Raw genomic sequence first — 26,517 nt, forward strand, 5'->3', positions numbered from 1 at the left:
CTTCCACGCGCTGCTGGGCCAGGCGCTGGGCCGTGTCGTTCCAGCGCTGGGCATCCACCACCCCGCGCAGGCCGCCCCAAAGTTCCTGCATGCGCCCGACCTCGAGCACGCCGCGGTCGTAGTGCGCCACCAGCTCTTCCCACAGCGTGCGCTGCGAGGGCATGCGGTAGTCCCAGGACAGGTGGTGGAACCACAGCAGCAGTTCGGGCGGCGTGGTGGCCGGGTTGGAGAAGCGGCGCGCGACTTCGGGTGCGTACTGGCTGACTGCATTGCTGCCGCGCGCCGTGCGGTCGAAGCCGATGCCGTCGCGGCCGGCGCGGTGGTAGTACACCGGATTCCAGTCGGGACGCTCCAGGTTGTCCACCCAGGGTCCCGGGCCATGGTGGTGGCCGGTGTCCATCAGGTGGTGCAGGCCGAGCGGCGTCATGTAGTCGACCACTGCCTCGCGCGAAGCCATCATCATCGCGACCACCGGGTCGAGCACCTGCCTGTCCGGTGAGAAGGTCTGCGCCGCCCACTCGCGCGCCACGGCGCCGGCGTCCAGCATCGGATCCCAGGCCATGCGTCCGAACACGTACCAGTTGGCCTGGTCGAAGACCGAGCCGGACCAGGTACGGCTGCTGCCGATATTCGCCACGCCGGCGATGCCGCCGACGCGTCCCTTCTGCGCGCCCTGCAGTGCCTGGGTCACGGTGAGGGCTTGCGCATGTGTGCCGATACCGGCGCGGGTGTCGGCGCGCAGCGTTTCCTGGAACATCGGGCCGAGGTAGGCCTGGTGGGTGGCGAAGCCCAGGTACTCCTTGGTGATCTGGAATTCCATCATCAGGCGCGTGTCGGGCATGGCGCCGAACAGCGGGTGGAAGGGCTCGCGCGGCTGGAAGTCGATGGCGCCGTTCTTCACCTGCACCATCACGTTGTCGCGGAACCTGCCGTCCAGCGGGACGAACTCCGTGTACGCCTGCTTGGCGCGATCGTCCGGCGTCTCGTGCGAGTACACGAACGCGCGCCAGATGACCTTGCCACCGTGCGGCTTCACCGCGTCGGCCATCATGTTGGCGCCGTCGGCATGCGTGCGGCCGTAGTCCTGCGGTCCGGGCTGGCCTTCGGAGTTGGCCTTCACCAGGAAGCCGCCGAAGTCGGGAATGGCTCGATAGATCTCGTCGGCCTTGTCGGCCCACCAGTCGCGCACCTGCGGATCCAGCGGATCGGCGGTCGGCAGTCCGCCGATTTCCCTCGGCGCGGAGAAGCGCGCGCTCAGGAACACGCGGATGCCGTACGGACGGAACACGTCCGCCAGCGCCGCCGCTTTGGCGATGTACATCGGCGTCAGCTGCTGCGCACTGGCGTTGACGTTGTTGAGCACCGTGGCGTTGATGCCGATGGAGGCGTTGGCGCGCGCGTAGTCGATGTAGCGTGGGCTCACGTAGTCCGGCAGCTTGTGCCAGTCCCAGATCGACTCGCCCGCGTAGCCTCGCTCGACGTGACGGTCCAGGTTGTCCCAGTGGTTGAGCATGCGCAGCTGCGTGCGCGGCGCCTCGCGGATGTCCAGCGCATCGAGCGATTGTCCGGTCTGCAGCAGGCGCAGGTAATGGAACGCGCCGTACAGCGCGCCAATGTCGTCGTTGGCGGCGATGACCGTGGCCGGCTTGCCGTCGGCTACGACGTTGCGGATCAGGTAGCCCTCGCGACCGAGATCCTTCAGCTTCAGGCGCAGGCCCGCGATGGTTGGCGACGACGCCGGCGTGCCGACGATCAGCGCGCTACCGCTCGCCGTATCGGACGCAGCCGGTGCAGCGCCCAGCAGGCCGGTCAATGCGTGCTGCAGTTCATCGCGCGTCGCCTTCTGCGTGGGCGTGGCGGATGGCGCGACCAGCTGGCTGGCATGTGCGCGGACGGCTGTGGCCTGCTGCGTCGGCAACGGCCGGTAGCGCAGCCACAGGTCGTACCCGTCTTCGGCCCGTGCCGGCCGCATCGCGACGATGGTCGCCAGCAGCAATGCCGCCGCAGCACCGATCCGTAACAACGCTTCGCTTCCGCGGCGCAGGCGCGCCGCGGGTCCGATCCCGCCTACTTCAGTCATCGGCCCCTCCGACCGCACCGGCATGTGCTTTGATATGTGGATTCGCCGGCGATTTGTGTTACCGGTAACATGCGAACACCTCGAAGTCCAGATCAGCGGTCTTGCCAATGAAGGCCTCATGCGGAAACTGCGACGCGCGCGCTAGCTTTGCGCCTTCGCACGCGCCGGCCCAACGAAGGAACGAGCGATGAAGAACGAGAAGAAATCGGTCAGCCGCAAGGGCCGCGCGATCACGATCCACGAGGTCGCCTCGCGCGCCAACGTGTCGCCGATGACGGTCTCGCGCGTGGTCAACGGCAACAGCAACGTGCGCGACGCCACGCGTGATCGCGTCATGCGCGCGGTACACGAACTGGGCTACACGCCCAACCTGGCGGCGCGCTCGCTCGCCGCCGCTTCTGGCACCCGCATCGCACTGATCTACACCAACCCCAGCTCGGCCTACCTCAGCGAGCTGCTGGTGGGCGCGCTGCGCGGTACCGCGCGCACCGCCGCACAACTGGTCATCGATACCTGGGACAACCTGGACGCCAAGGCCGAACGCGCCGCGGCGCGGGCGCTGTCGAAAAGCGTGGCGGGCGTGATCCTGCCGCCGCCGCTGTGCGAATCCAAGACCATCATTTCCGAATTGCTCGGCGATGGCGTGTCGGTGGTGGCGCTGGCATCGGGCCGCTCCAGCGACGAAATCTCGCACGTGCGCATCGACGACTTCCACGCCGCACGGGAGATCACCGAGCACCTGATCGCCCAGGGCCACACGCGCATCGGCTTCATCAAGGGCCATCCCAACCAGACCGCCAGCGCACGGCGTTTCGAGGGATTCCAGGCCGCGCTCGCCGATGCCGGCATCGCGGCCGACGCGGGCCTGGTGCAGCCGGGTTACTTCACCTACCGCTCGGGGCTGGAGGCAGCCGAGAAGCTGCTCGGCCGGCGCCAGCCACCCACCGCGATCTTCGCCAGCAACGACGACATGGCCGCCGCGGCCATCTCGGTCGCGCATCGTCGCGGGCTGGACGTCCCGCGCGATCTGTCGGTGGTGGGATTCGACGACACGTCCGCGGCAACGACGGTGTGGCCGGAACTGACCACCATCCGCCAACCCATCGCCTCGATGGCGGACACCGCCATCGACATCCTCCTGCGCAGCATCCGGCGCAAGGAGAGCGAGACACGTCTGGTGGTCGATCATGTGGTCGCGCACCTGCTGGTCAAGCGGGGTTCGGTGGCTCCGCCGGCGTCCGCATCGGGCTGACGCGGACGCCTGCGGGTTCAGCCCACCATCTGTTCGAGTTCCTTGCCCTTGGTCTCGTGCACGAAGCGCAGCACGAAGAACACCGAGATGACGGCAGCGGCGAGGTAGAGGCTGTACGTGGCGGCCAGGCCGATGCCCGCCAGCAGGATCGGGAACGTCACGGTGATCGCGAAGTTGGATGTCCACTGCGCCGCACCCGCAACGGCCAGGCCCGAACCGCGGATCTGGTTGGGGAACATCTCGCCCAGCATCACCCACATCACCGGGCCCCACGACATGTTGAAGAAGATGACGTAGAGGTTCGCCGACACCAGCGCGAGCATGCCCATTCCGTCCGAGAGCGCGAGACGGCCATTCGCATCGAGGCTGCCGGTGGCGAACGCACCGGCCACGCCGGCCAGCGTCAGCGCCATGCCGGCCGAGCCGATCCACAGCAGCGGCTTGCGGCCCACCTTGTCGATCAGCAGCACGGTGACCAGGCACGCACCGATGCTGAGCGCGCCGGACAGCACGTTGATCAGCAGCGCGTCCTGTTCGGAGAAACCGACGGCCTGCCACAGCACGGCGCCGTAGTAGAAGACGACGTTGATGCCGACCAGCTGCTGGAACGTGGCCAGCCCGATGCCCACCCACACGATCGGCCGGATCTTGCCGGTGGCCTTGTTGACCAGGTCCGACAGGCGCGGGCGGTGATGGTCGGCCGACAGCGAGGCTTCGATCTCGCCCAGCTTGGTCTCCGCCTCGGTCGCACCGTACAGCTTGGTCAGCACGCGGCGCGCATCTTCCTTGCGGCGCTTGACCACCAGGTAACGCGGGCTTTCGGGAATGGTCAGCAGCAGCACCAGGAACAGCAGCGACGGGAACGCCATCATCCAGAACATCCAGCGCCAGGCCTCATACCCCAGCCACAACGGCTGCGTGGAGGCGCCGGCCGTCCTGGCCAGCAGGAAGTTGCTGAGGAACGCGCAGAACAGGCCACCGATGATGGCGATCTGCTGCACCGTCGCCAGGCGCCCGCGATAGCGCGCGGAGGCGACTTCGGCGATGTAGGCCGGCGACATGACGCTGGCGGCACCGACGGCGAAGCCACCGATCACACGTGCGATGACGAACATCGCAGAGCTGTTGGCCGCGCCCGAACCGAGTGCCGACACGAGGAACAGGACGGCCGAGATGATCAGCACCGAGCGGCGTCCCCAACGGTCGGCCAGTCGACCTGCAAAGAACGCGCCGATCGCGCAACCCAGCAGCATGGACGCGACCTCGAAGCCGAGTCCGGCCTTGGTCGACTGGAACGCCTGCTGCAGGCCGTCGACGGTGCCGTTGATCACGCCACTGTCGAAGCCGAACAGGAAGCCACCGATGGTGGCAACGCAACTCACGAGGATGATGAAGCCGGTGTTCTCCGCGCTTGCGGATCTGGAACCTTCGAGCGTGGCGCTGTTCATTCGCGTATCTCGTTTGAAGGAATCGGATTGGGTTCGGGAAGGTGGAACCATCACGCGTCCACGTTCAACCGGCACGAGCGCGAGCTTCCCCCACGCGCTGCACCTCACCGCCTTTAGCCGTACCGCCTGGGCTGTCATCCCCGCGCAGGCGGGGATCCATCTTTCACACGCGGCACGCTGTTGCGCAGCGGTGACGCATCGGACGCTTGGACTCCCGCCTTCGCGGGAATGACAGCTTTTTAACCCTTACCCGGGAGGAAAGACAGATCCCGGGATCCCGAATCCGCAAAGGCCGGCTCAGCGCAGCAGGTACTGGTTGAGCAGGTTCTCGTACTTCTCCTGCTTGCCGCTGATCTGCCTGGGCTCGCCGTTCTTCAGGGCCAGTGCGTGCAGGTCGGCCAGGCCCAGCTTGCCCTGCTCGAAATCGCGACCGGCGCCATTGTCGAAGCTGGCGTAGCGCTCGGCGCGCCACTGCTCCCACGGCGAGGCGTTCAGCAGTGCGTGCGCGACTTCCAGGCCGCGTGCGAACGCGTCCATGCCGCCGATGTGCGCGATGAACAGATCTTCCATGTCGGTCGACTCGCGGCGCGCCTTGGCGTCGAAGTTCAGGCCGCCCACCATGCCGCCCTGGCGCAGCACCACCATCATCGCGCCCACGGTGTCGTACAGGTCGGTCGGGAACTGGTCGGTGTCCCAGCCGTTCTGCGCATTGCCGCGGTTGGCATCGATGCTGCCCAGCAGGCCATGGTCGGACGCGACTTGCAGGTCGTGCTCGAAGGTGTGACCCGACAGCGTGGCGTGGTTGGCCTCGATGTTGAGCTTGAAGTCCTTGTCCAGGCCGTACTGCTGCAGGAAGCCGGCAACCGTGGCGCTGTCGAAGTCGTACTGGTGCTTCATCGGCTCCATCGGCTTGGGCTCGATCAGGTAATAGCCCTTGAAGCCGATGCTGCGGCCGTAGTCGCGCGCCATGGTCAGGAAGCGCGCGAAGTGCTCAAGCTCGCGCTTCATGTTGGTGTTGTGCAGGCTGGCGTAGCCTTCGCGGCCGCCCCAGAACACGTAGTGCTCGCCGCCCAGTTCGACAGTGGCGTCCAGCGCGGCCTTCACCTGCACCGCGGCGCGCGCGACGACGTTGAAGTCCGGGTTGGTCGACGCGCCGTTCATGTAGCGCGGATGCGAGAACAGGTTGGCGGTGCCCCACAGCAGCTTGACGCCGGTGGCCTGCTGGCGCTCCTTGGCGATCGCGACCATGTGCCTGAGGTTCTTCTCGTACTCGCCGATGTCCTCGGCGTCGGGCGCCAGGTCGACGTCGTGGAAGCAGTAGTACGGCACGCCAAGCTTGGTGATGAACTCGAACGCCGCGTCGGCCTTGTTCTCGGCCGTCTGCATCGGGGTGGCGCCTTCCCACGGGAACTTGCGCGTGCCCGGGCCGAACGGATCGTGGCCGGCGTTGGTGAAGGTGTGCCAATAACACACGGCGAACTTCAGGTGTTCGGCCATGGTCTTGCCGCCAATCTTCCTGTTGGCGTCGTAATGCTTGAACGCCAGCGGATTGTCGGAGCCCAGGCCCTCGAACTGGATGCGGCCGATGCCGGGGAAGTACTCGCGGTTGCCGATGAAGGGTGTGGTCATGGTGCGTGGCTCGATTCGTGTGGATCGTGGAGCGGAGGGAGGGCCGGGACTTCGTCATGCACGACGTGCATGGCGTCGCCGGGACGTCAGTGGGCGGTGGATTCCTGGTTCGGGTACAGCTGCCGTGCGGCTTCGAGGTGGCGCAGGAAACGGCGGTAGTGCTGGCGGTACGCGTCCGCGGCGGCCGCGTCGGGCTGCACCGCGAGCGATGCATCCACGCTGACGTGTTCGCGCGCGAGCGCGGCGATGTCCGCGCCCTCGCCCTTCGCACGGCCGTGGGCCCACAGCGCCTGCAACGCGGCGCCGAACGCCGCGCCTTCGGCCTGCTGCGGCACGTCCACGGGCAGATCGAACATGTCGGCCACCATCTGGCGCCAGGCGAGGCTGTGGCTGCCGCCGCCGGTCAGGCGGATCGAAGTGAAGCGCAGGCCGGCGTCTACCAGGCTGTCGTAGCCGTTCTTCAGGCTGTAGGTCGCGCCTTCCATCGCGGCGCGATACACGTTGGCGCGGGTGAGGTTGACCGGATCCATGCCGAACAGGCCACCGCGCGCGTTCGGCAGGTCCGGCGTGCGCTCGCCGTTGAGGAAAGGCAGCATCACCAGTCCGCTCGCACCCGGCGTGGTGCCGGCCATCACCGTGTCGCCGTCGCGGCTGCTGAAGCCGAACAGCCTGGCGACCGCTTCCGTGGCGACGGTGCAGTTCATCGTGCAGATCAGCGGCAGCCAGCCGCCGGTCGACGAACAGAACGCGGCCCAGCGCGCGCCGTCATCCACCACCGCGTGATCCGCGTACGCGAACAGCGTGCCGGAGGTGCCCAGGCTCATGCTCAACACCCCCGCCTCGACGTTGCCGGTGCCGATGGCGGCCATCATGTTGTCGCCGCCGCCGGCGGAGACCAGCACGTCGTGCGGCAGGCCCAGTTCGTCGGCGATGGCCGGCGCGATCCGGAAGCTCGCATCGGCCTCCACCAGCGACGGCAGGCACTGCGCCAGGTCGCGATCGCCGTCGGTGGCGGCCAGCATCGGTGCGGACCACTGGCGCGTGCGCACGTCCAGCCAGCCCGTGCCGGACGCGTCGCCGTATTCCATGTAGCGCTCGCCCGTGAGCCAGAAGTTCACGTAGTCGTGCGGCAGCAGGATCGTCGCCAGCTTCGCGTAGGCATCGCCGCGATGGCGGCGCGTCCACGGCAGCTTCGAGGCGGTGTACCCGGCCAGGATCGGATTGCCGGCGACTTCCACGCAGCGCGCCGCGCCGCCGACGGCCGACATGATCTCGTCGCATTCGCGCTGGGTGCTGGTGTCGCACCACAACTTGGCCGGCGCCAGCACGTTGCCGGCCGCATCCACCGGCACGAAGCCGTGCTGCTGGCCGGACACCCCGATGGCCGCGACGCGCGCGCGTTGCGCGGGCTCCATGCGCGAGAAACACGTGCGGATCGCATCGGTCCACCACTGCGGGTGCTGCTCGCGGCTGCCGTCATCGCCGCTGAGCAGTTCGAGTGCGACGCCGTGCGTGGCGACCACCTCGCGGCGCGCGGGATCGTACGCGACCAGCTTAACGCTCTGCGTGCCGACATCCAGGCCGACGAACAGGCTCATGCGCACCACCTCAACGGAAAGTTAGCGCTAACAATTCTCTGGCAAAAAAAAATGACCGGGACTGTCATTCGATTCGATCCGGTTCCCCGAACGGTTTGGGCGCACTGTACCAGCGGTGCGGAAAACCCTTTGCTGCGGTGCAAAAACGCCCGCAGGGCGGGCGCTCGCGACTGGGGGCTGAATGCGGAACGAGGCCGCCGCAACCGGGCTCGACAGATGGAGCCGCTACGCCGCGGCGCAGCTGGCACGCCCGGAATGCCGTCAGGCAGCGTCGGGCAATGCGACGGGCATTGGCGGGCGCGGCGGTACCAGCGCCCGGGTCTCGCCAGTGTGGGTCAGCAGGCGGAGGGTGCCGTCTGGTTCCTCGACCAGCGCGCTGAGGCTCTCCACCCAATCGCCGTCGTTGGCGTAGACCAGCCCATCGTGCTCGAACAACGCGGCGCGGTGGATGTGGCCGCAGACGATGCCGTCCAGTCCGCGCCGGCGTGCGTCCTCCAGACCGGCATGGACGAACCGCGCGATGTACCGCTCGGCCGCGCCGCTCTGGCGCTTGAGGAATTCGGACAGCGACCAGTAACGCTGGCCCATGTGCCGGCGCAGGCGGTTGTAGATCTGGTTGCCGGTCAGGATGCGGTAGTACAGCCAGTCGCCGAAGCGTTCCTGCAGGCCGCCGAAGTGGGTGACGCCGTCGTAGTCGTCGCCGTGCGTGACCAGCAGGCGCCGGCCATCGGCCGTGACGTGGATGGCGCGCCGGCGCACGCTCATGCGCGGCAGGGCCAGGCCGCAGAAGCGGCGGATCGGGCGGTCGTGGTTGCCGGGCACATAGACCAGTTCGGTGCCGGCGCGACGCAGCGCATGCAGTGCCTCGACCACACGGTTGTGCGCCGCGTCCCAGCGCGCGCGGCGCTGCGCCATCCACCACAGGTCGACGATGTCGCCGACCAGGTACAGGCGATCGCAGCGCAGGCCGGTGAGGAAGTCGGCCAGTTCGGCCGCGTGGCAATGCTTGGAACCCAGATGGACGTCGGACACGAACACCGCGCGCCGGCGCGGTGGAAGCGATGTCGGCATCGTCGTCATCCGGTGGCCTCCGCGGTGTGGGGAATCTGGCCGAGGTAGCGCTCGCGCTTCTTCGGGCGCAGCAGGTGCAGGTCGACCTCGATCAACCCATCCACCGCATCGCTGAAGGCCGGGTCCACGCCGAAGGCGAGAAAACGCGCGCCGCCCGGCTCGCACAGGTCGGTGTACTGCTTGTAGAGCATCGGCAGCGTGGCGCCGAGCGCGTCGAGGTTGGCCTTGAGCACACGGAACGCCGTGGCGGCATCGACGGCATCGAAAGTCGGCGGCGCGGCGCGGTACACGAACGGCTGCTTCGACACCGCGCGGATGTCGCCGCTGCCGAAGTAGCGCTGGTAGTACGCGACGATCTGCTCGCGCGCCTCCAGCGGCAGCGCCGCGCTGATCGACACCGGGCCGAACAGGTAGCGCACGTTCGGATGGCGCGAGAGATAGGCGCCGATGCCCTGCCACAGGTAATCGATGCTGCGCGAACCCCAGTAGTCCGGCACGACGAAGCTGCGTCCCAGCTCCATGCCCTGGGCGATGCGCATCACCGCGTCGTCGGCGTAACGGAACAGCGACGCGGTGTAGAGACCGGCCAGGCCGCGTTCGGCCAGCACGGCCGCGCCGCGCGCGATGCGGTAGGCGCCGGCGATCTTCATCGCCTCGGCATCCCAAAGCACGATGTGTTCGTACCAGCTGTCGTACAGGTCGACGTCGACGCGCTGGCCGGTGCCCTCGCCCACCGCGCGGAAGGTCAGCTCGCGCAGGCGGCCGATCTCCTGCAGCAGCGGCGAACCGGCTGCAAGCCGACCGGCGCGGATCTGCTTGCCGTCGAACGTGCGCCCGAGCAGCGGCATGGCTTCGACACCGGCGCGTACGGCCTGCGCGTCCAGCGGTTCGATCAGCGGTTGCGGCCGGGCGGCCGCCGCGGCATCGCTTTCGCGGCGGCGGCGGCCGAGCGAGAACAGCTCGCGACGCACTTCGCGCAGCAGGAGTTGCGGATTGCCGTCGGCGGGCAGCGACAGCGGCGTGCCGATGTGCAGCGCGACGCGGTGGGCGCGGCGCGCGAACATCTCGCGCGCCAGGAGCGCGGTGCCGGCCGGCTTGAACAGGGCTGAGGCGCCGTAGAACAGCGCGGAGTTGCGCGCTTCGATGCGTACCGGCAGCACCGGTGCGGCGCTGGCCCGCGCGAAGCGCAGGAAGCCGCGGCGCCAGCGCCCGTCGGTGACGCCGCGAAGCCCGAGCCGCGCGACTTCGCCGGCCGGAAACACGATCACGCACTGCTCCTGCGCCAGCGCCGCCTCGATGGCCTGCAGGCTCTGCGCGTTCGGACGGCCGCCCAGGATGCGCACCGGCAGCAGCAGGCCCGACAGCGGCTCCAGCGCGGAGAGCAGATCGTTGGCGACGATCTTGACGTCCCGGCGCACGCGACCCACCGCATCGAGCAGGGCCAGCGTATCGGTCGCACCGGAAGGATGGTTGGCGACGATCAGCAACCGACCGGATGCAGGAATGCGCGCCAGCTCCGCGGCCTCGGCGACGTAGCGCACCTGCAGGTGGTCCAGCGCCGCGCCAACGAATTCGAAGTCGCGCAGATGCCCATTGGCCTGCAGGAAGGCCTCGACCTGGTCGAAGCGCGACCAGCGGCCGATCGTGCGCAACAGCGGCCGGGCCACGCTGGCACGGCGTCCCCGGAACCAGTGCGGAAAACGTTCTTGCAGGCGGCGTTCGATCGGCATGCGTCGCTGCGCACCGCCCCGACGGGGCGTCCCTGGCGGCACGATGCGCTGCCGCGGCGACAACGACATGGCGGTTTCGGGTCAGAACGGTGACACGGCTTCGAACCCTGGCGCGGCCGCCTCACGGGCTTAACTCACCGGCAACACATGAATGACGCACAATGCGCCCACCGCGCCAAGCCTGTATCATGCGCGGCCATCCTTTCATCCGAATACGAGGATAAAGCCTCGATGTCCAGCTACCTGTTCACCTCCGAATCCGTCTCCGAAGGCCATCCGGACAAGATCGCCGACCAGATCTCGGACGCCGTCCTCGACGCCATCCTGGCCCAGGACAAGCGCGCCCGCGTGGCCTGCGAGACCATGGTGAAGACCGGTGCCGCCATCGTCGCCGGCGAAGTCACCACGACCGCGTGGGTGGACATCGAATCGCTGGCCCGTCGCGTCATCAACGAGATCGGCTACGACAACTCCGACGTCGGCTTCGATGGCCACACCTGCGCCATCATCAACATGCTGGGCAAGCAGTCGCCCGACATCGCCGCCGGCGTGGACCGCAAGAAGCCGGAGGAACAGGGCGCTGGCGACCAGGGCCTCATGTTCGGCTACGCCTGCAACGAGGCGCCGGAATTCATGCCGGCCCCGATCTACTACTCGCACCGCCTGGTCGAGCAGCAGGCCAAGATCCGCAAGAAGAAGAACTCGCCGCTGCCGTGGCTGCGTCCGGACGCGAAGTCGCAGGTCACCCTGCGCTACGACGCCAACCACAACGTCGCCGGCCTCGATGCCGTCGTGCTGTCCACGCAGCATGATCCGGGCGTCAAGCAGAAGGACCTGGTCGAGGGCGTGTACGAGCACATCCTGCGTCCGGTGCTGCCGAAGAAGTGGCTCGAGTCGCTGCCGAAGAACAAGATCCACATCAACCCGACCGGCATCTTCGTGATCGGCGGCCCGGTGGGCGATTGCGGCCTGACCGGCCGCAAGATCATCGTCGACAGCTACGGCGGCATGGCCCGCCACGGCGGCGGCGCGTTCTCGGGCAAGGATCCGTCGAAGGTCGACCGTTCGGCCGCCTACGCCGCGCGCTACGTCGCCAAGAACATCGTCGCCGCCGGCCTGGCCGACAAGTGCGAAGTGCAGGTGTCCTACGCCATCGGCGTGGCCCAGCCGACGTCGATCTCGGTGACCACCTTCGGCACGGGCAAGATCAGCGACGACAAGATCGAGAAGCTGATCCGCAAGCACTTCGACCTGCGTCCGTACGGCATCGTGAAGATGCTCGACCTGATCCACCCGGTCTACCAGGAGACGGCCGCGTACGGCCACTTCGGCCGCAAGCCGAAGGAAGTCAGCTACGTCGACGGCGCCGGCAAGAAGCAGGTCGCCACTGCCTTCTCGTGGGAGAAGACCGACAAGGCCGACGCGCTGCGCGCGGACGCCAAGCTCAAGTAAGTCACCACACACCTCTCCCGCTCGCGGGAACGAGGAGCAGGCCGCCGCAGGTGGCCTGGATGAGGCAACGGGCCGCATCGCGGCCCGTTTGCTTTTCGGCAACCACGCGACGCCGGAGCCGTCTGCTGCGCTGTTATCCTGCCGACCGCCATCCTCAGAATCGCCTCTCCCGTGGCTCCGCCGGGCAACCGGCGGCCCGGCGCGAAGCCAGGGCACAGGCGAACGTTTTCAAGATCGTGATTCATTGAAGGCTCGGACGTGACCAACAACAAAGAAGCCGAACGGGCAGAACTGCACAAGACCATCTGGCGCATCGCCAACGACCTGCGCGGCAGCGTGGACGGCTGGGACTTCAAGAGCTACGTGCTCGGCATGCTGTTCTACCGCTTCATCTCGGAGAACCTCACCGCCTACCTGAACACGCAGGAGCGCAAGGCCGGCCACAAGGACTTCGACTACGCCACATTGGCCGACGCAGACGCCGAGCAGGGCCGCGCCGAAACGGTGAAGGAAAAGGGCTTCTACATCCTGCCCTCGCACCTGTTCGCCAACGTGCGCAAGCAGGCGCGACACGACGCCAACCTCAACGAAACCCTGTCCCGCGTGTTCAAGGACATCGAAGGGTCGGCCATCGGTATGGACAGCGAGGACGATTTCAAGGGCCTGTTCGACGACCTGGACGTCAACAGCAGCAAGCTCGGTCCCACCGTCGCCAGGCGCAACGAGAAGCTGGTCAAGCTGCTCGACGCCATCGGCGACCTGCCGTTGAGCCACAACGGCAACACCATCGACCTGTTCGGCGACGCCTACGAATACCTGATGCAAATGTACGCCTCGACTGCCGGCAAATCCGGCGGCGAGTTCTACACTCCGCAGGAAGTCTCCGAACTGCTGGCGCGCATCACCGTCGTCGGCAAGACCGAAGTCAACAAGGTCTACGACCCGGCCTGCGGCTCGGGCTCGCTGCTGCTCAAGTTCGCCAAGGTGCTAGGACAGGACAAGGTTCGACAGGGCTTCTACGGGCAGGAAATCAACCTGACCACGTACAACCTGTGCCGCATCAACATGTTCCTGCACGACGTGAACTACGAGAAGTTCGACATCGCGCACGGGGACACACTCACGGACCCGGCGCACTGGGACGACGAGCCCTTCGAGGCCATCGTTTCCAATCCGCCGTATTCCATCCGCTGGGCGGGCAAGAGCAATCCGCTGCTGATCAACGACCCGCGTTTTGCACCTGCCGGTGTCCTCGCGCCGGAAAGCAAGGCGGACCTCGCCTTCACCATGCACATCCTGAGCTGGCTGGCGACCAGCGGCACGGCGGCCATCGTCGAGTTCCCGGGCGTGCTGTACCGCGGCGGCGCGGAGCAGAAGATCCGCCAGTACCTGATCGACAACAACTACGTCGACGCCGTCATCCAGTTGCCGCCCGACCTGTTCTTCGGCACCACCATCGCCACCTGCATCATCGTGCTGAAGAAGTCCAAGCGCGACAACGCCACGCTGTTCATCGACGCCAGTGCCGAGTTCGTGCGCAGCGGCAACAAGAACAAGCTGCTTGAGGCCAACCAGCGCAAGATTCTTGACGCCTTCACGGCCCGCAAGGACGTAGCGCACTTTGCGAAGCTGGTCCCGAACGCCGACATCGCGGCCAACCGCTACAACATCGCGGTGTCGTCCTATGTCGAGCAGGCGAACGACAGCGAAACGGTGGATATTCGCGCACTCAATGCGCAGATCGCGGGCATCGTGGCGCGCCAGGCGAAACTGCGGGCGCAGATCGATGCGATCGTGGCTGATCTGGAAGGCGAAGCGGCATGAGCCGGATTGACGATCTCATCAGCGAGCACTGCCCTGATGGAGTAACGTTCAAGGCCATTGGCGAGATAGCGGACTGCTACTCCGGCGCTACGCCTGCATCTGGCGTTTCCTCCTATTGGGAGAACGGGACCATTCCTTGGATGAGTTCCGGTGAGGTCAACAAGGGAATCGTTTACGACACCGACAAAAAGATTACCCAAGCTGGCTTCGATTCGTGCAGCACGAAGATGGTTCCCGCTAATGCCGTTGTCATCGCATTGGCAGGACAAGGCAAGACGAGAGGCATGGTAGCCAGAACTCGTATTTCTCTTTGCACCAATCAATCGTTGTGCTCGATCATCATCAACACTGCAACCGTAGATAGCGACTTCCTCTACCACTTCCTATCTACGCAGTACCAGCAACTTCGCAGCGTATCGGCTGGTGATGGCGGCCGCGGAGGTTTGAACCTTCAAATGATACGGAGCTACCGCGTTCCTGTTCCGCCGCTGGAAGTGCAACGCGATATCGTGAAAGTACTTGACGCATTCACGGAGTTTGAGGCGGAGTTGGAGGCGGAGTTGGAGGCGGAGTTGGAGGCGCGTCGGCGGCAGTACGAATACTACCGCGACGCGCTTTTGACATTCGGCGAGTGCGCGACGCCAACTCAGATCAGCGTGAGACTAATGGCCATGGCCGAGGTTGCAGAGGTTCGCAGCGGTTGGGGTTTCCCGAATGCCTACCAAGGCCAGGCTGAAGGCGCATACCCGTTCTACAAAGTCAGCGACATGAACCTTGTCGGCAATGAAACGGTGATGACGTCAGCCAACAACTTCATTGACGATGCCACGGCGCGAAAGCTCGGCGTCACACCTGCTCCTGCGGGAACGGTCATCTTTCCGAAGATTGGCGCTGCCGTTGCAACAAACAAGAAGCGCCTGCTTTCAATTCCATCAGCCTACGACAATAACGTGATGGGTTTAATTCCAAGCGATAAGCTCAATCCGCGGTTTCTCTTCTTCTGGATGCAGACGATTGACCTGACCATGCTTGCAAACGATTCCGGCGCTGTTCCATCCATCCGGAAATCCGAGATGGAGGCATTGCAAGTTCCTGTTCCTCCGCTGGAAGAACAAGAGCGCATCGTCGCTATCCTCGACAAATTCGACACACTGGTGAACGACCTCTCCTCCGGCCTGCCCGCCGAGATCAAGGCCCGTCGCCAGCAATACGAGCATTACCGCAACCGTCTGCTCACCTTCAAGGAAGCTGCATGAGCGAGAACCTCAAGCCATCCCGCTACGAGCCGATTGCGCTTTCCAGCGAAAGCACCGTCGTCGCGGAATTCGTCCGTCCGGACGACGTGCGTGAGGAACGTTACCAATCCGAGGCGGAGCTCGAACGCGACCTCATTGAGCGCTTGCAGGCGCAGGCTTACGAGTACCTGCGCATCACTTCAGAGGTTGATCTGATCGCCAACCTGCGCCGCCAGTTGGAGGCGCTGAACAGCATCAGTTTCAGCGATGCCGAATGGAAAGCCTTCTTCAACGAGAAGATCGCAGGCGCCAACGACGGCATCGTCGAAAAGACCGCGCGCATCCAGGAGGACTACGTCCAGGTACTCAAGCGTGACGACGGAAGCAGCAAGAACATTTACCTGATCGACAAGCGCAGCATCCACAACAACCGCCTGCAGGTCATCAACCAGTACGGGGTGGATGGGAGGCGCAGCAACTGCTACGACGTGACCATACTGGTCAACGGCCTGCCGATGGTGCACATCGAGCTGAAGCGCCGGGGAGTCGACATCCGCGAGGCATTCAACCAGATCGACCGCTATCAGCGCGACAGTTTCTGGGCCGGCTCCGGTCTGTTCGAGTACGTGCAATTGTTCGTCATCAGCAACGGAACGCTGACCAAGTACTACAGCAATACCGTACGCGATGGACATCTGGCGGAACTTCGCGGAAAGCGCCAGCGCAAACATACGTCCAACAGCTATTCCTTCACTAGCTGGTGGGCAGATGCGAAGAACCAGCCCATCACTGAGCTAGCGGACTTCACCAGGACCTTCTTCGCCAAGCACACGCTGCTGAACATCCTCACGCGGTATTGCGTGTTCGATGTGGACCGCAAGCTGCTGGTGATGCGCCCGTACCAGATCGTCGCCGCCGAGCGCATCCTGCAACGCATCGCCACCGCCACCAATCACCGGCAACTGGGTACCGTGGCGGCGGGGGGCTATATCTGGCACACCACCGGCAGCGGCAAGACGCTGACCAGCTTCAAGGCAGCGCAACTGGCGCGCGGCCTGCAAGAGATCGATAAGGTTCTGTTCGTGGTGGATCGCAAGGATCTGGACTACCAGACCATGCGTGAGTACGAACGCTTCGAGAAGGGCGCGGCCAACTCCAATACATCCACGGCTGTGTTGCAGAGGCAGTTGGAAGACCCGAACGCGCGCATCATCATCACCACCATCCAGAAGCTGAGCCGCTTCGTAGCCAAGAACAAGAAGCACCCGGTGTACGACGCGCATGTCGTGGTGATCTTCGACGAATGCCACCGTAGCCAGTTCGGCGACATGCACACGGAGATCACCCGGCATTTCAAGCGCTACCACCTGTTCGGCTTTACCGGCACTCCGATCTTCGCCGACAACGCCGGCACGGGCGGCAACCCGCGCCTGCGCACCACCGAGCAGGCCTTCGGCGACAAGCTGCACACCTACACCATTGTCGATGCCATCAACGACAGGAACGTGCTGCCGTTCCGCATCGACTACATCAATACCATCAAGACCGCGCCCAACGTGCGCGACAAGCAGGTCTCGGCCATCGATACGGAACGGGCCTTGCTTGCTCCGGAGCGGATAACTCAGATCGTCGGCTACATCCGCGAGCACTTCGACCAGAAGACCAAGCGCAGCGCCAGCTACAGGCTTGGTGGAAAGCGGCTGGCCGGCTTCAATTCCCTGTTCGCCACGGCTTCCATCGATGCGGCCAAGCGCTTTTACCTGGAGTTTGTCGACCAGCAGAAGAACCTCCCGTCCGCGCAGCGACTGAAGGTTGGCCTGATCTACAGCTTTGCTGCTAACGAGGAAGAGACGGATGGACTGCTGGGCGAGGAGGAGTTCGAGACCGAAGGGCTGGATCAAGGCTCGCGCGATTTCCTGGATGCGGCCATCCAGGATTACAATGGTCTGTTTGGCACCAGTTACGACACCTCCGCCGACAAGTTCCAGAACTACTACAAGGACCTGTCGCAGCGCCTGAAAAACCGGGAGCTTGACCTCGTGATCGTGGTCAACATGTTCCTGACGGGCTTTGACGCCACCACGCTGAACACGCTATGGGTGGACAAGAACCTGCGCGCGCATGGGCTGATCCAGGCCTACTCACGCACCAACCGCATCCTCAACTCGGTCAAGACCTACGGCAACATCGTCTCCTTCCGCGACCTGGAACAGGCAACCAACGACGCGCTGGCGCTCTTCGGCAACAAGGACGCCAGTGGCATCGTGCTGCTCAAGCCCTATGCGGACTACTACGCCGAGTACCAATCGAGGATCGCCGACCTGGTGTCGCTGTTCCCGCTGGGCAAGGCGATCACCGGCGAAGCGGCGCAGAAGGCATTCATCAAACTGTTCGGCTCGATCCTACGTCTGAGGAACATCCTCACGGCCTTCGATGACTTTGCTGGCAACGAGATCCTTAGTGATCGCGACTTCCAGGACTACCAGAGCCTGTACCTGAACCTGTACGCCGAATTCCGCAGCGCGTCCGAGGCCGAGAAAGAGTCGATCAACGACGACGTGGTGTTCGAGATCGAGCTGATCAAGCAGGTCGAGATCAACGTCGATTACATCCTGATGCTGGTCGAGCGCTACCTCAAGGTCAAGGGCACCGGCCAGGACAAGGAAATCCGCGCGGCCATCGAGCGCGCGATCAATTCCAGTCCGTCGCTACGCAACAAGAAGGACCTTATCGATCAGTTCGTGGATTCCGTTTCGCCGAAGGCGCCGGTGGATGTCGAATGGCTGGCCTTCGTCACCCGACGAAAGGCCGAGGAGCTTGGTCGGATCATCACGGAGGAGGGCCTGAACGCCGAGGAGACCGAGGCATTCGTGGACAATGCCTTCCGCGATGGCGCGATCCCGAGCAGGGGTACGGCAATCACCAGGATCCTGCCACCGGTCTCGCGTTTCTCGAAGAACAACGACCATGCAGTGAAGAAGCAGGTAGTTCTGGACAGGCTTGGAGCGTTTTTCGAGAGGTATTTCGGATTGGGGTGAGACTGTGCGGTGAACCCATGCCATCGAGGAAATGCTGAACGTGCCGCCGTTCCAGGCCTGGATCCGGCCCACCCCTTGAAAGCACGGGCATGGGTTCCCGTATTCACCGGGATGACAAGCTTCCGAACCGCCGGCGCCTCGAATCGAGCCGCCAGCCCGCGTTGCGGTGCAATTTCCGTTCCCGGTCAGTCTCCGGTGAAACAGGTAGAATCCTTCCCGTGCCACGCCGAGGGGCGCTGCGACCGTGATGATGAACACGGCCAGGCTCGGTGAGGCCTTCAGAAACAACGGCGCCCGGTTTGGCAGGTCCACGCGACCCGCCCTCACCCCATCCCTCTTCCACGACGGGAGAGCGGGACGAAACCGGAGCAATGCATGAACGCGCAAATCAAGACCTTCTCCACCGAAGGTGACTACAAGGTCGCCGACATTTCGCTGGCCGACTGGGGCCGCAAGGAACTGGACATCGCCGAGCAGGAGATGCCGGGTTTGATGTCGATCCGCAAGAAGTACGCCGCCTCGCGCCCGCTCGACGGCGTGCGCGTGACCGGCTCGCTGCACATGACCATCCAGACCGCGGTGCTGATCGAGACGCTGAAGGACATCGGCGCCGACGTGCGCTGGGCCTCGTGCAACATCTTCTCCACCCAGGACCATGCCGCCGCCGCCATCGCCAAGGCCGGCACGCCGGTGTTCGCCTGGAAGGGCGAGACGCTGGAGGAATACTGGGACTGCACGCTGGCCGCGCTGACCTTCCCGGGCAACGGAAGCGACAAGTTCCTCGGCCCGCAGCTGGTGGTCGATGACGGCGGCGACGTGACGCTGCTGATCCACAAGGGTTACGAGCTCGAGAACGGCAGCGACTGGGTCAACACCCCGTCGGGCAACCACGAGGAACAGGTCATCAAGAACCTGCTCAAGCGCGTGCACGCCGAGCGTCCGGGCTTCTGGCACACCGTCGTGCGCGACTGGAAGGGCGTCTCGGAAGAGACCACCACCGGCGTGCATCGCCTGTACCAGCTGGCCGAGGCCGGCTCGCTGCTCGTGCCGGCGATCAACGTCAACGACTCGGTCACCAAGAGCAAGTTCGACAACCTCTACGGCTGCCGCGAGTCCCTGGCCGACGGCCTGAAGCGTGCGATGGACGTGATGCTGGCCGGCAAGGTCGCCGTCGTGTGCGGTTACGGCGACGTCGGCAAGGGTTCGGCGCACTCGCTGCGTGCGTATGGCGCGCGCGTGGTGGTCACCGAGATCGACCCGATCAACGCCCTGCAGGCGGCGATGGAAGGCTTCGAGGTCAACACCGTCGAATCGACGCTGGGCCGTGGCGACATCTACGTCACCACCACCGGCAACAAGGACGTGCTGACGCTCGAACACATGCAGCAGATGAAGGACCAGGCCATCGTCTGCAACATCGGCCACTTCGACAACGAGATCCAGGTCGATCGCCTCAACGCATCGGGCGCCACCCGCCTCAACATCAAGCCGCAGGTGGACAAGTACACGTTCAAGAACGGCAACGCGATCTTCCTGCTGGCCGAAGGCCGCCTGGTGAACCTGGGCTGCGCCACCGGCCACCCGAGCTTCGTGATGTCCAACTCGTTCTCCAACCAGACGCTCGCGCAGATCGACCTGTGGGCGAACAAGGACAGCTACGAGCCCAAGGTCTACATCCTGCCGAAGAAGCTGGACGAGGAAGTCGCACGCCTGCACCTGGAGAAGATCGGCGTGAAGCTGACCACGCTGACCGCCGACCAGGCCGCCTACCTCGGCGTGCCGGTGGAAGGCCCGTACAAGCCGGACCACTACCGCTACTGATCGGCTTTCGGCTTACGCAACAGAAAACGGGCGCTTCGGCGCCCGTTTTTTTGTTGCATCAGGGCGGCCCGTGCCCTGATTTTTTACGGAAACGCGGCTGCCCGCTCGCTCACCCCATTCCAAACACGACAGCCTCGCGTGTGGACGCCGCCTAATCGCCGGCGAACGAATCGGCCAAAGATAGTGCACGCGAAATGGTGCCCTTTAGTCCTTTGGAGCTCGTTCCCGCACGCGCCCAAATTCTCGTGTATGCATCGCGCTTTGCAAGGTCAGCTTCGGCCTCAATCTTCGCCTGCATTCCGGCGATCAACCGCGCTTTTGGGTCACTTGCAGACTCTACATCGACGAACGCCTCGACGTCCCACCGGAACCCCGTGCGTACGATAACCGCGCTTCTTCCAAGAAGCGTATCCCCTTCAATAAATATGTCATTAAATCCGAGCCCACCCTTCAATATTCTGTAGAGGTCGGGCCGATAGAACCTAAGTCCCACTGAAATCGCCAAAACCCTTGGGACAATTACTGTGCTCGGCGGCGCGCTCCGAACATAGGCGTTCAACATCGTGAACGCCTGCGCTTGATCACGGGGTTGCAGTCGCATAGCTGATGCCACCGCAGGAAAGCATTCAATGATCTCAGCGACATCCAGCGCCCTACCGTACCTCTCCACCAACGCCTTGTAATTCTCTGGCCCCAAAGATGCCCCGGAGTGATGGGCAATTGCGTCCGGGGGAACTTCTGCACTTAGGCTCGTTAAGCCAAATTCCCTTGCCAAGACCGGCACAAACTGCGATGCCTTCGGTTCCGGAAGGTCGTATTCGAAATCAATGAATTTTCTGAGATACATCTCGCCATCGGTCTTTTCGCCGTACACAGTTGCGATCGCGGCTGGCAAGTTTCGAGCGTCCGTTGCCACTATAAAGACGAGCCCAGGAATGCTAAAAAAGTGTTTGATTCGCTCAAGAACTTTGATGGCGTAGTGCGGCCTACAGCGATCGAGCTCATCGATTATGACTACCACTTGGCTCTTAATTGGTCCATCGCGTCGGTTGGTTAAGACATCACGCGCGTTTTCAAGGGATCTTCGAAAATCATCTTCGAGCGCTCTGGACTCCCGCTCCTTTTGAAGAAAGAAGGAGCCTATGTCTTGCACGGCCTCGCCTGCCGCATCGATAACGTGTGATCCGCCAGGCAACAGTGCCGCCGTGAGAACCTTCGCAATCGGCGCAATTATTTTTACCCCGGCAGTTGCAAGTGAACTAATCGCAATGCTCGCGCGCTCAGACACACTTTCGTCGCCTCTAGAAAACTCTTCCAGTCGCGCGTTTGTTGCAGATATGAAGGCCATTAACGGGTCTTCGAGATAGTCCGTTTTCCAGGCATCGATGTGAATCGTCCGTACTCCGCTCAGCTCAAGGTACGCTCCCAAACGACGCAGAAAGACAGACTTTCCACTGCCCCACTCTCCACGGAGACTGATCACGCATGACTTGTCCAAGGAGCGTACAAGTCGCGTCAAGATCTCCCCTGATCCTTTTCGATCAAACGGATCGTCCCGCCAAGGTGACCTCACATCGATGCTGACCTCGCCAATGCGGTTGAGGAACACGGCTCTCTCCCTAGATGCGTGTGAGTTATCTTTACGGCACAGATGTTTCTGGATAGCCCGTGCCGATGGGAAACTCTTTGCGGACTTTCGCTGGAGCTCTTTCTTTGCGCTAGCACTTGTCCTATGGCCGACGGCGCCACTTCAACAAGCTGCTCAGTACAGGTCGGCGTATGTAGATGGACGCATCGTACCTAGGCACGGCTTAGCGCGCAGCGCCCTACGGAGACTTAGGGAGGGGCGCCCAACGCCTGAGGTCAATGGAGGGGCTTGAGGCTTATGGTGGGCCGTGATGGATTCGAACCATCGACCAGCGGATTAAAAGTCCGATGCTCTACCGACTGAGCTAACGGCCCACTTGGAAAATCGGCGCGGCGGTTTCGCTGCGCGGCCCGGCTTTGCGCCGGGGCGTGCATTCTAGCGCAGGCAGCCGTGAGGGTGCAGGCACGTGGCCCGGCGGTGTTCAGGCGTAGCGCGTGGGATCGGGCACGCCGGCGTCGGTGAAGCCCTGCGCGCGCAGGCGGCATGCGTCGCAATGACCGCAGGCACGGCCTTCGTCGTCGGCCTGGTAGCACGAGACGGTCTGCGCGAAATCCACGCCCAGCCGCACGCCTTCGCGCACGATGTCGGCCTTGCTCATGAACTGCAGCGGCGCATGCACACGGATCCCCGCGCCTTCGACGCCGGCCTTGGTGGCAAGGTTGGCGAGCTTCTCGAAGGCCTCGATGAATTCCGGGCGGCAGTCGGGATACCCCGAGTAATCGACGGCGTTGACGCCGCAGAAGATGTCGCTGGCGCCCAGCACCTCGGCCCAGCCCAACGCGACCGACAGCATGATGGTGTTGCGGGCGGGCACGTACGTCACCGGGATCGCATCCTTGGGCGCGCCCTGCCCCACTTCGTGGCCATCGGCGTCGGTCGGAACGGAAATCGCCTCGTCCGTCAGGGCGGAGCCGCCGATGCTGCGCAGGTCGACATTGACCGTCTTGTGCGCGACCGCGCCCAGCGAATTGGCGACGCGATCGGCCGCATCCAGTTCGGAGGTGTGGCGCTGGCCATAGCGCACGCTCAATGCATGCACGGCGAAACCCTGTTCGCGCGCGATGGCGACGACGACGGCGGAGTCCATCCCGCCCGAAACGAGGACGACGGCATTCTTCATGGTGTTTCCTTCGGGGACGGAGCGGTCAGCGACCGGGCTCGTCGTTCCAGAGAATCTTGTGCAGCTGCAGCTGGAAGCGCACCGGCAGGCGGTCCGCGACGATCCAGTCCGCCAGGTCGCTCGGCTTGATCTGCGTGAAGCTGGGCGAGAACAGCACGTCGCAGACCTCGCTCAACCGATGCTCCGCAACGATGCCCCTGGCCCACTCGTAGTCCTCGCGCGAGCAGATCACGAACTTGACCTGGTCGTGTGGCGTGAGCAGCGGCAGGTTCGACCACAGGTTACGGTGGACCTCCATCGAGCCCGGCGTCTTGATGTCCAGCACGCGCGACACGCGCGGATCGACCTCGGCGATGTCGAGCGCGCCCGAGGTCTCCAGCGACACTTCGTAGCCTTCGTCGCACAGCCGCCGCAGCAGGCCGATGCAGCGTTTCTGGGCCAGCGGTTCGCCACCGGTCACGCAGACGTGGCGGGCGCCATGGCGGCCGACCTCGGCCACGATGTCGTCGATCTGCCGCCACTCGCCGCCGTGGAAGGCGTACGCGGTGTCGCAGTACTGGCAGCGCAGCGGGCAGCCGGTCAGGCGCACGAAGACGGTGGGCCAGCCGATGCTGCGGGCCTCGCCTTGCAGGGACAGGAAGATTTCGGTGATCCGCAGCCGCTCGGGCGATGCGGCGGCCGCATCGAGGGGGACGGCGTTCATGGGGCGATTTTAACGGATCGGGCGGACGGGGTCCGCGCTGCGTTTGCCTGACGGGTTCAGCGCAGGCGGTTGAGCTGGATCGCGTTCAGGCGATCGCTGGCGGTGCGGGCGGCGTCGGTGCCGGGGTACTTGGCCGACACTTCGGCCAGCGTGCGTTCGGCGGCCTGCACCTGCTTCTGGCCCAGCTGCGACAGGCCGACCTTGAGCATCGCGCCCGGGGCCTTGTCATGCGTGGGGAACCGGTCCAGCAGCGCCTGGAACTGCAGCTGCGCCAGCTGGTAGTTCTGGGTGACGTAGTAGCTCTCGCCCAGCCAGTACAGCGCGTTGGGCGCGTATGCGCCGTCAGGGTAGGTTTCGACGAACGACTGGAACAGCCGCGAGGACTGCACGTAGTCGCCCGATTTGAGCGCATTGAAGGCGGCATCGTAGGCCGCGCGCTCGTCGGCATTCTTGGCGATGGCGCCCTTGTCGCCGTAGACCGCCGGTGGGCGGTCCTTGGCGGAGGCCGACGGCGCTGCCGGTGTGGTGGCAGGCACCGTGGGCGCATCGGAGGGCGGCACGACCGCGCCGCCTTCCAGACGGTTGATGCGACCGTCGAGATCCAGGTACTGGGCCTTGGAGCTCTGCAGCAACTGCTGGTTCTGCTGCTGCAGTTCTTCCACCTGCGAACGCAGGGCCTGCACTTCGCTGCGCAACTGGGTGACCTGGTTCAACAGGTCGACGTTGACCTGGTTGCCGGCCGCCTGCTGCTCAAGCGCGGCGACGCGGTCGGCCAGGCTGGCCCGTTGCGCGGCGACGGGCGCGGCGACCACGAGGGCCGCCGCGAACGCCAATGCCAGTACGGTCTTGCGAAGCATCACTGCGTACGTTTCCTGCACCGCTTACTTGGCGGTGTAGACGATCTCGACGCGGCGGTTCTTGGCCCAGCAGTCCTCGTTCGAGTCCGTGCAGACCGGGCGCTCTTCGCCGTAGCTGGTCACGGTGATCTGGCTGCCCGAACCACCGTTGGCCTGGATGGCCGACGACACGGCATTGCCGCGGCGCTCGCCCAGACCCAGGTTGTACTCGCGGCTGCCGCGCTCGTCGGCGTGGCCTTCGAGGGTCATGCGCGAGGACGGACGGTCACGCAGGTACTTGGCGTGGCAGCCGACGATCGCCTGGAACTCCGGACGCAGGGTGTCCTGGTCGAAGTCGAAGTAGACGACGCGCTGACGCAGGCAGGCGTCGGTATCCAGATCTTCCGGGCCGAAAGCGCCGGAGTCGGTCACGGGGGCGGTCGGCTGGGACGGAGCGGTCTCGGCCGGCGGAGCTTCTTCCTTGACCTTCTTGGAGCAGGCCACGGCCGCGGTGCAGAGCACGGCGGCGAGCAGGATACGAGTGGTGTTATTCATGGTTGTTCCTCGTCGTTACGGGCGTGGGACAGTACGGGGCAAACTGACTTTTTTAGCGATACGCCGCTTTCGTTTGTATCAACGCGGCAAACGGAACGGCCCCCAGGCGGGCTCCCGCACGTCCCCGTCCGCAAGCACCAGGCGCTGACGCACCCGTGCATCGGACGAAACGGCGTAGAGCACACCCCGGCGGCCCTCGCGCGCAGCATAAAGGATCATGGCGCCGTTCGGTGCAAAGCTGGGCGATTCGTCCAGCGATCCCGGCGAAAGTGTGCTCCAGCGCGCAGCGCCCAGGCTGCTGTCCATCAGGGCGATTCGGTAGTTGTTGCCGGCGCCCTGCGCGGTGGCGATCTTCTTGCCGTCGGCCGACACGCTGGCGCTGGCGTTGTAGCTGCCCTGGAAGGTCACGCGCGTCGCGCTACCGCCGCTGGACGGTACCGAATAGATCTGCGGGCGTCCGCCACGGTCGGAGGTGAAGTAGATGGTGCCACCGTCCGCGCTCCAGGTCGGTTCGGTGTCGATGGCGAAATGGTTGGTCAGCTGGTTCAGCGCCTTGCTGCCCAGGTCCATCACGTAGATCTCGGGATTGCCGGTGCGCGACAGGGTCAGCGCCAGCTTGCGGCCGTCGGGCGAGAACGACGGCGCGCCGTTGATGCCGCGGTACTTGGCGACCAGTTCGCGCGCGCCAGAGGTGATGTTCTGGATGTAGATGGTCGAGTTGCCACCCTCGAAGCTCACGTACGCGATGCGGTTGCCGTCCGGGCTCCACGAGGGCGACAGCAGCGGCTCGGGCGAGCGCACCACCGTCTGCGGATTGAATCCGTCGGAGTCGGCGACCACCAGCGAGTACTGCGAGCCACGGCCGCTGCCCGTCACGGTGACGTAGGCGATGCGGGTGAAGAACGCGCCGCGCACGCCGGTGATCTTCTCGTACACCGCGTCGGCGATCTGGTGGGCGACGTCGCGCATCGCGTTGGCACGCGCGGTCAGCGCGAAGCCAAGCAGGCGCTGCTGCTTGGCCACGTCGAACAGCTCATATTCGACGCGATAGCTTCCGGCGCCGGCATCCAGCACGCGGCCGACCACGATGTAGTCCTGGTTGAGCGCGCGCCAGGTCGGGTAGTTGATCTCGCCGCCGCGGGTCGGCTTCTCGACGATGTCGTTGACCGGGAGCGGACGGAACTGACCCGAACGCGCGAGGTCGGCTGTGACCACCTGGGACACATCCGTCTGCGGCGCGGCGGCGCTGCCCTGGTAGGGCATGGGCACGACGGTGATCGGGAGCGCCGCGGCATTGCCGCCGACGATGTCGATCTCCAGGCCCTGCTGGGCGGCGGCGGCGAAGGGGAGCAGAAGGGCCAGCAGCGCGGCCAGCCAGGCGTGGGATCGTTTCATCGGCACTCCGGTGTTGCGGAACAGTCGGTCCATGGTCCAGCGTTCAGCTTTGTAATTGTTAACAGCCGCAGGTGAACGCCGC

The 26,517-nt window shown here is 64.7% G+C and carries 18 protein-coding genes, 1 tRNA gene and 1 riboswitch; of the genes, 6 read left to right on the forward strand and 13 right to left on the reverse strand.

Features of this window, described 5'->3' with window-relative positions; translation table 11 throughout:
- The coding region (locus tag VFE83_RS02045; protein ID WP_324903252.1) for an alpha-glucuronidase family glycosyl hydrolase at positions 1 to 1,972 on the reverse strand (1,972 nt) is incomplete at its 3' end.
- 295 nt (positions 1,973 to 2,267) lie between these two features.
- Between VFE83_RS02045 and VFE83_RS02050 the strand changes: the two genes are divergently transcribed.
- Positions 2,268 to 3,332 carry a LacI family DNA-binding transcriptional regulator gene (locus VFE83_RS02050; RefSeq protein ID WP_324903206.1) on the forward strand — a complete coding sequence of 355 codons (1,065 nt, stop codon included), beginning with the start codon at positions 2,268 to 2,270 and terminating at the stop codon, positions 3,330 to 3,332.
- 17 nt (positions 3,333 to 3,349) lie between these two features.
- On the opposite strand, the gene VFE83_RS02055 is transcribed toward VFE83_RS02050, so the two are convergent.
- The 5 genes from VFE83_RS02055 to VFE83_RS02075 all read right to left on the reverse strand — a co-directional run bounded on the left by VFE83_RS02055 (position 3,350) and on the right by VFE83_RS02075 (position 10,808).
- Complete coding sequence (locus tag VFE83_RS02055; protein WP_324903207.1) at positions 3,350 to 4,780, reverse strand: sugar porter family MFS transporter; 1,431 nt, start codon at positions 4,778 to 4,780, stop codon at positions 3,350 to 3,352.
- A 297-nt stretch (positions 4,781 to 5,077) separates the two neighbouring features.
- Positions 5,078 to 6,409, reverse strand: a complete 1,332-nt coding sequence (gene xylA, locus VFE83_RS02060; protein ID WP_324903208.1) for a xylose isomerase — start codon at positions 6,407 to 6,409, stop codon at positions 5,078 to 5,080.
- Between the two features lie 86 nt (positions 6,410 to 6,495).
- Complete coding sequence (xylB, locus tag VFE83_RS02065) at positions 6,496 to 8,007, reverse strand: xylulokinase (protein ID WP_324903209.1); 1,512 nt, start codon at positions 8,005 to 8,007, stop codon at positions 6,496 to 6,498.
- A 261-nt stretch (positions 8,008 to 8,268) separates the two neighbouring features.
- Entirely contained in the window at positions 8,269 to 9,087 is an 819-nt protein-coding gene (locus tag VFE83_RS02070) for a UDP-2,3-diacylglucosamine diphosphatase (RefSeq protein WP_324903210.1), read from the reverse strand.
- A complete protein-coding gene (locus VFE83_RS02075; RefSeq protein WP_324903211.1) occupies positions 9,084 to 10,808 on the reverse strand; it encodes a lysophospholipid acyltransferase family protein in 1,725 nt (574 codons plus the stop codon). The genes VFE83_RS02070 and VFE83_RS02075 overlap by 4 nt, the downstream gene beginning before the upstream one ends.
- Before the next feature lie 231 nt (positions 10,809 to 11,039).
- Here VFE83_RS02075 and metK point away from each other — a divergent pair, with 231 nt between their 5' ends.
- The 5 genes from metK (at position 11,040) to ahcY (ending at position 20,178) form a co-directional block, all read left to right on the forward strand.
- A complete protein-coding gene (metK, locus tag VFE83_RS02080) occupies positions 11,040 to 12,260 on the forward strand; it encodes a methionine adenosyltransferase (RefSeq protein WP_324903212.1) in 1,221 nt (406 codons plus the stop codon).
- Positions 12,261 to 12,518: 258 nt separating this feature from the next.
- Positions 12,519 to 14,084 (forward strand): type I restriction-modification system subunit M, encoded by a 1,566-nt coding sequence (locus tag VFE83_RS02085; RefSeq protein WP_324903213.1) that lies wholly within the window; start codon positions 12,519 to 12,521, stop codon positions 14,082 to 14,084.
- Positions 14,081 to 15,340 (forward strand): restriction endonuclease subunit S, encoded by a 1,260-nt coding sequence (locus VFE83_RS02090; RefSeq protein WP_324903214.1) that lies wholly within the window; start codon positions 14,081 to 14,083, stop codon positions 15,338 to 15,340. The genes VFE83_RS02085 and VFE83_RS02090 overlap by 4 nt, the downstream gene beginning before the upstream one ends.
- Entirely contained in the window at positions 15,337 to 18,357 is a 3,021-nt protein-coding gene (locus VFE83_RS02095) for a type I restriction endonuclease subunit R (protein WP_324903215.1), read from the forward strand. The genes VFE83_RS02090 and VFE83_RS02095 overlap by 4 nt, the downstream gene beginning before the upstream one ends.
- Before the next feature lie 222 nt (positions 18,358 to 18,579).
- Positions 18,580 to 18,660, forward strand: a riboswitch (S-adenosyl-L-homocysteine riboswitch).
- 72 nt (positions 18,661 to 18,732) lie between these two features.
- Positions 18,733 to 20,178: an adenosylhomocysteinase gene (gene ahcY / locus VFE83_RS02100; protein ID WP_324903216.1), complete on the forward strand. Its 1,446-nt coding sequence runs from the start codon at positions 18,733 to 18,735 to the stop codon at positions 20,176 to 20,178.
- A 151-nt stretch (positions 20,179 to 20,329) separates the two neighbouring features.
- On the opposite strand, the gene VFE83_RS02105 is transcribed toward ahcY, so the two are convergent.
- From VFE83_RS02105 to tolB, 7 genes are all read right to left on the reverse strand, one after another.
- Positions 20,330 to 21,787: a KAP family P-loop NTPase fold protein gene (locus VFE83_RS02105; RefSeq protein WP_324903217.1), complete on the reverse strand. Its 1,458-nt coding sequence runs from the start codon at positions 21,785 to 21,787 to the stop codon at positions 20,330 to 20,332.
- A 277-nt stretch (positions 21,788 to 22,064) separates the two neighbouring features.
- A tRNA-Lys gene (locus tag VFE83_RS02110) sits at positions 22,065 to 22,140 on the reverse strand.
- A gap of 107 nt (positions 22,141 to 22,247) precedes the next feature.
- Positions 22,248 to 22,946, reverse strand: a complete 699-nt coding sequence (gene queC / locus VFE83_RS02115) for a 7-cyano-7-deazaguanine synthase QueC (protein ID WP_324903218.1) — start codon at positions 22,944 to 22,946, stop codon at positions 22,248 to 22,250.
- 25 nt (positions 22,947 to 22,971) lie between these two features.
- Positions 22,972 to 23,649, reverse strand: coding sequence for a 7-carboxy-7-deazaguanine synthase QueE (gene queE / locus VFE83_RS02120; RefSeq protein WP_324903219.1), 678 nt, complete (start codon positions 23,647 to 23,649; stop codon positions 22,972 to 22,974).
- A gap of 56 nt (positions 23,650 to 23,705) precedes the next feature.
- Complete coding sequence (ybgF, locus tag VFE83_RS02125) at positions 23,706 to 24,506, reverse strand: tol-pal system protein YbgF (protein WP_324903220.1); 801 nt, start codon at positions 24,504 to 24,506, stop codon at positions 23,706 to 23,708.
- Positions 24,507 to 24,530: 24 nt separating this feature from the next.
- Positions 24,531 to 25,040 (reverse strand): peptidoglycan-associated lipoprotein Pal, encoded by a 510-nt coding sequence (pal, locus tag VFE83_RS02130; RefSeq protein WP_324903221.1) that lies wholly within the window; start codon positions 25,038 to 25,040, stop codon positions 24,531 to 24,533.
- 78 nt (positions 25,041 to 25,118) lie between these two features.
- Positions 25,119 to 26,435, reverse strand: a complete 1,317-nt coding sequence (tolB, locus tag VFE83_RS02135) for a Tol-Pal system beta propeller repeat protein TolB (protein ID WP_324903222.1) — start codon at positions 26,433 to 26,435, stop codon at positions 25,119 to 25,121.
- Between the last annotated feature and the right edge of the window lie 82 nt (positions 26,436 to 26,517).

This window comes from Lysobacter sp., from assembly GCF_035655815.1.
GTDB lineage: Bacteria > Pseudomonadota > Gammaproteobacteria > Xanthomonadales > Xanthomonadaceae > Lysobacter_J.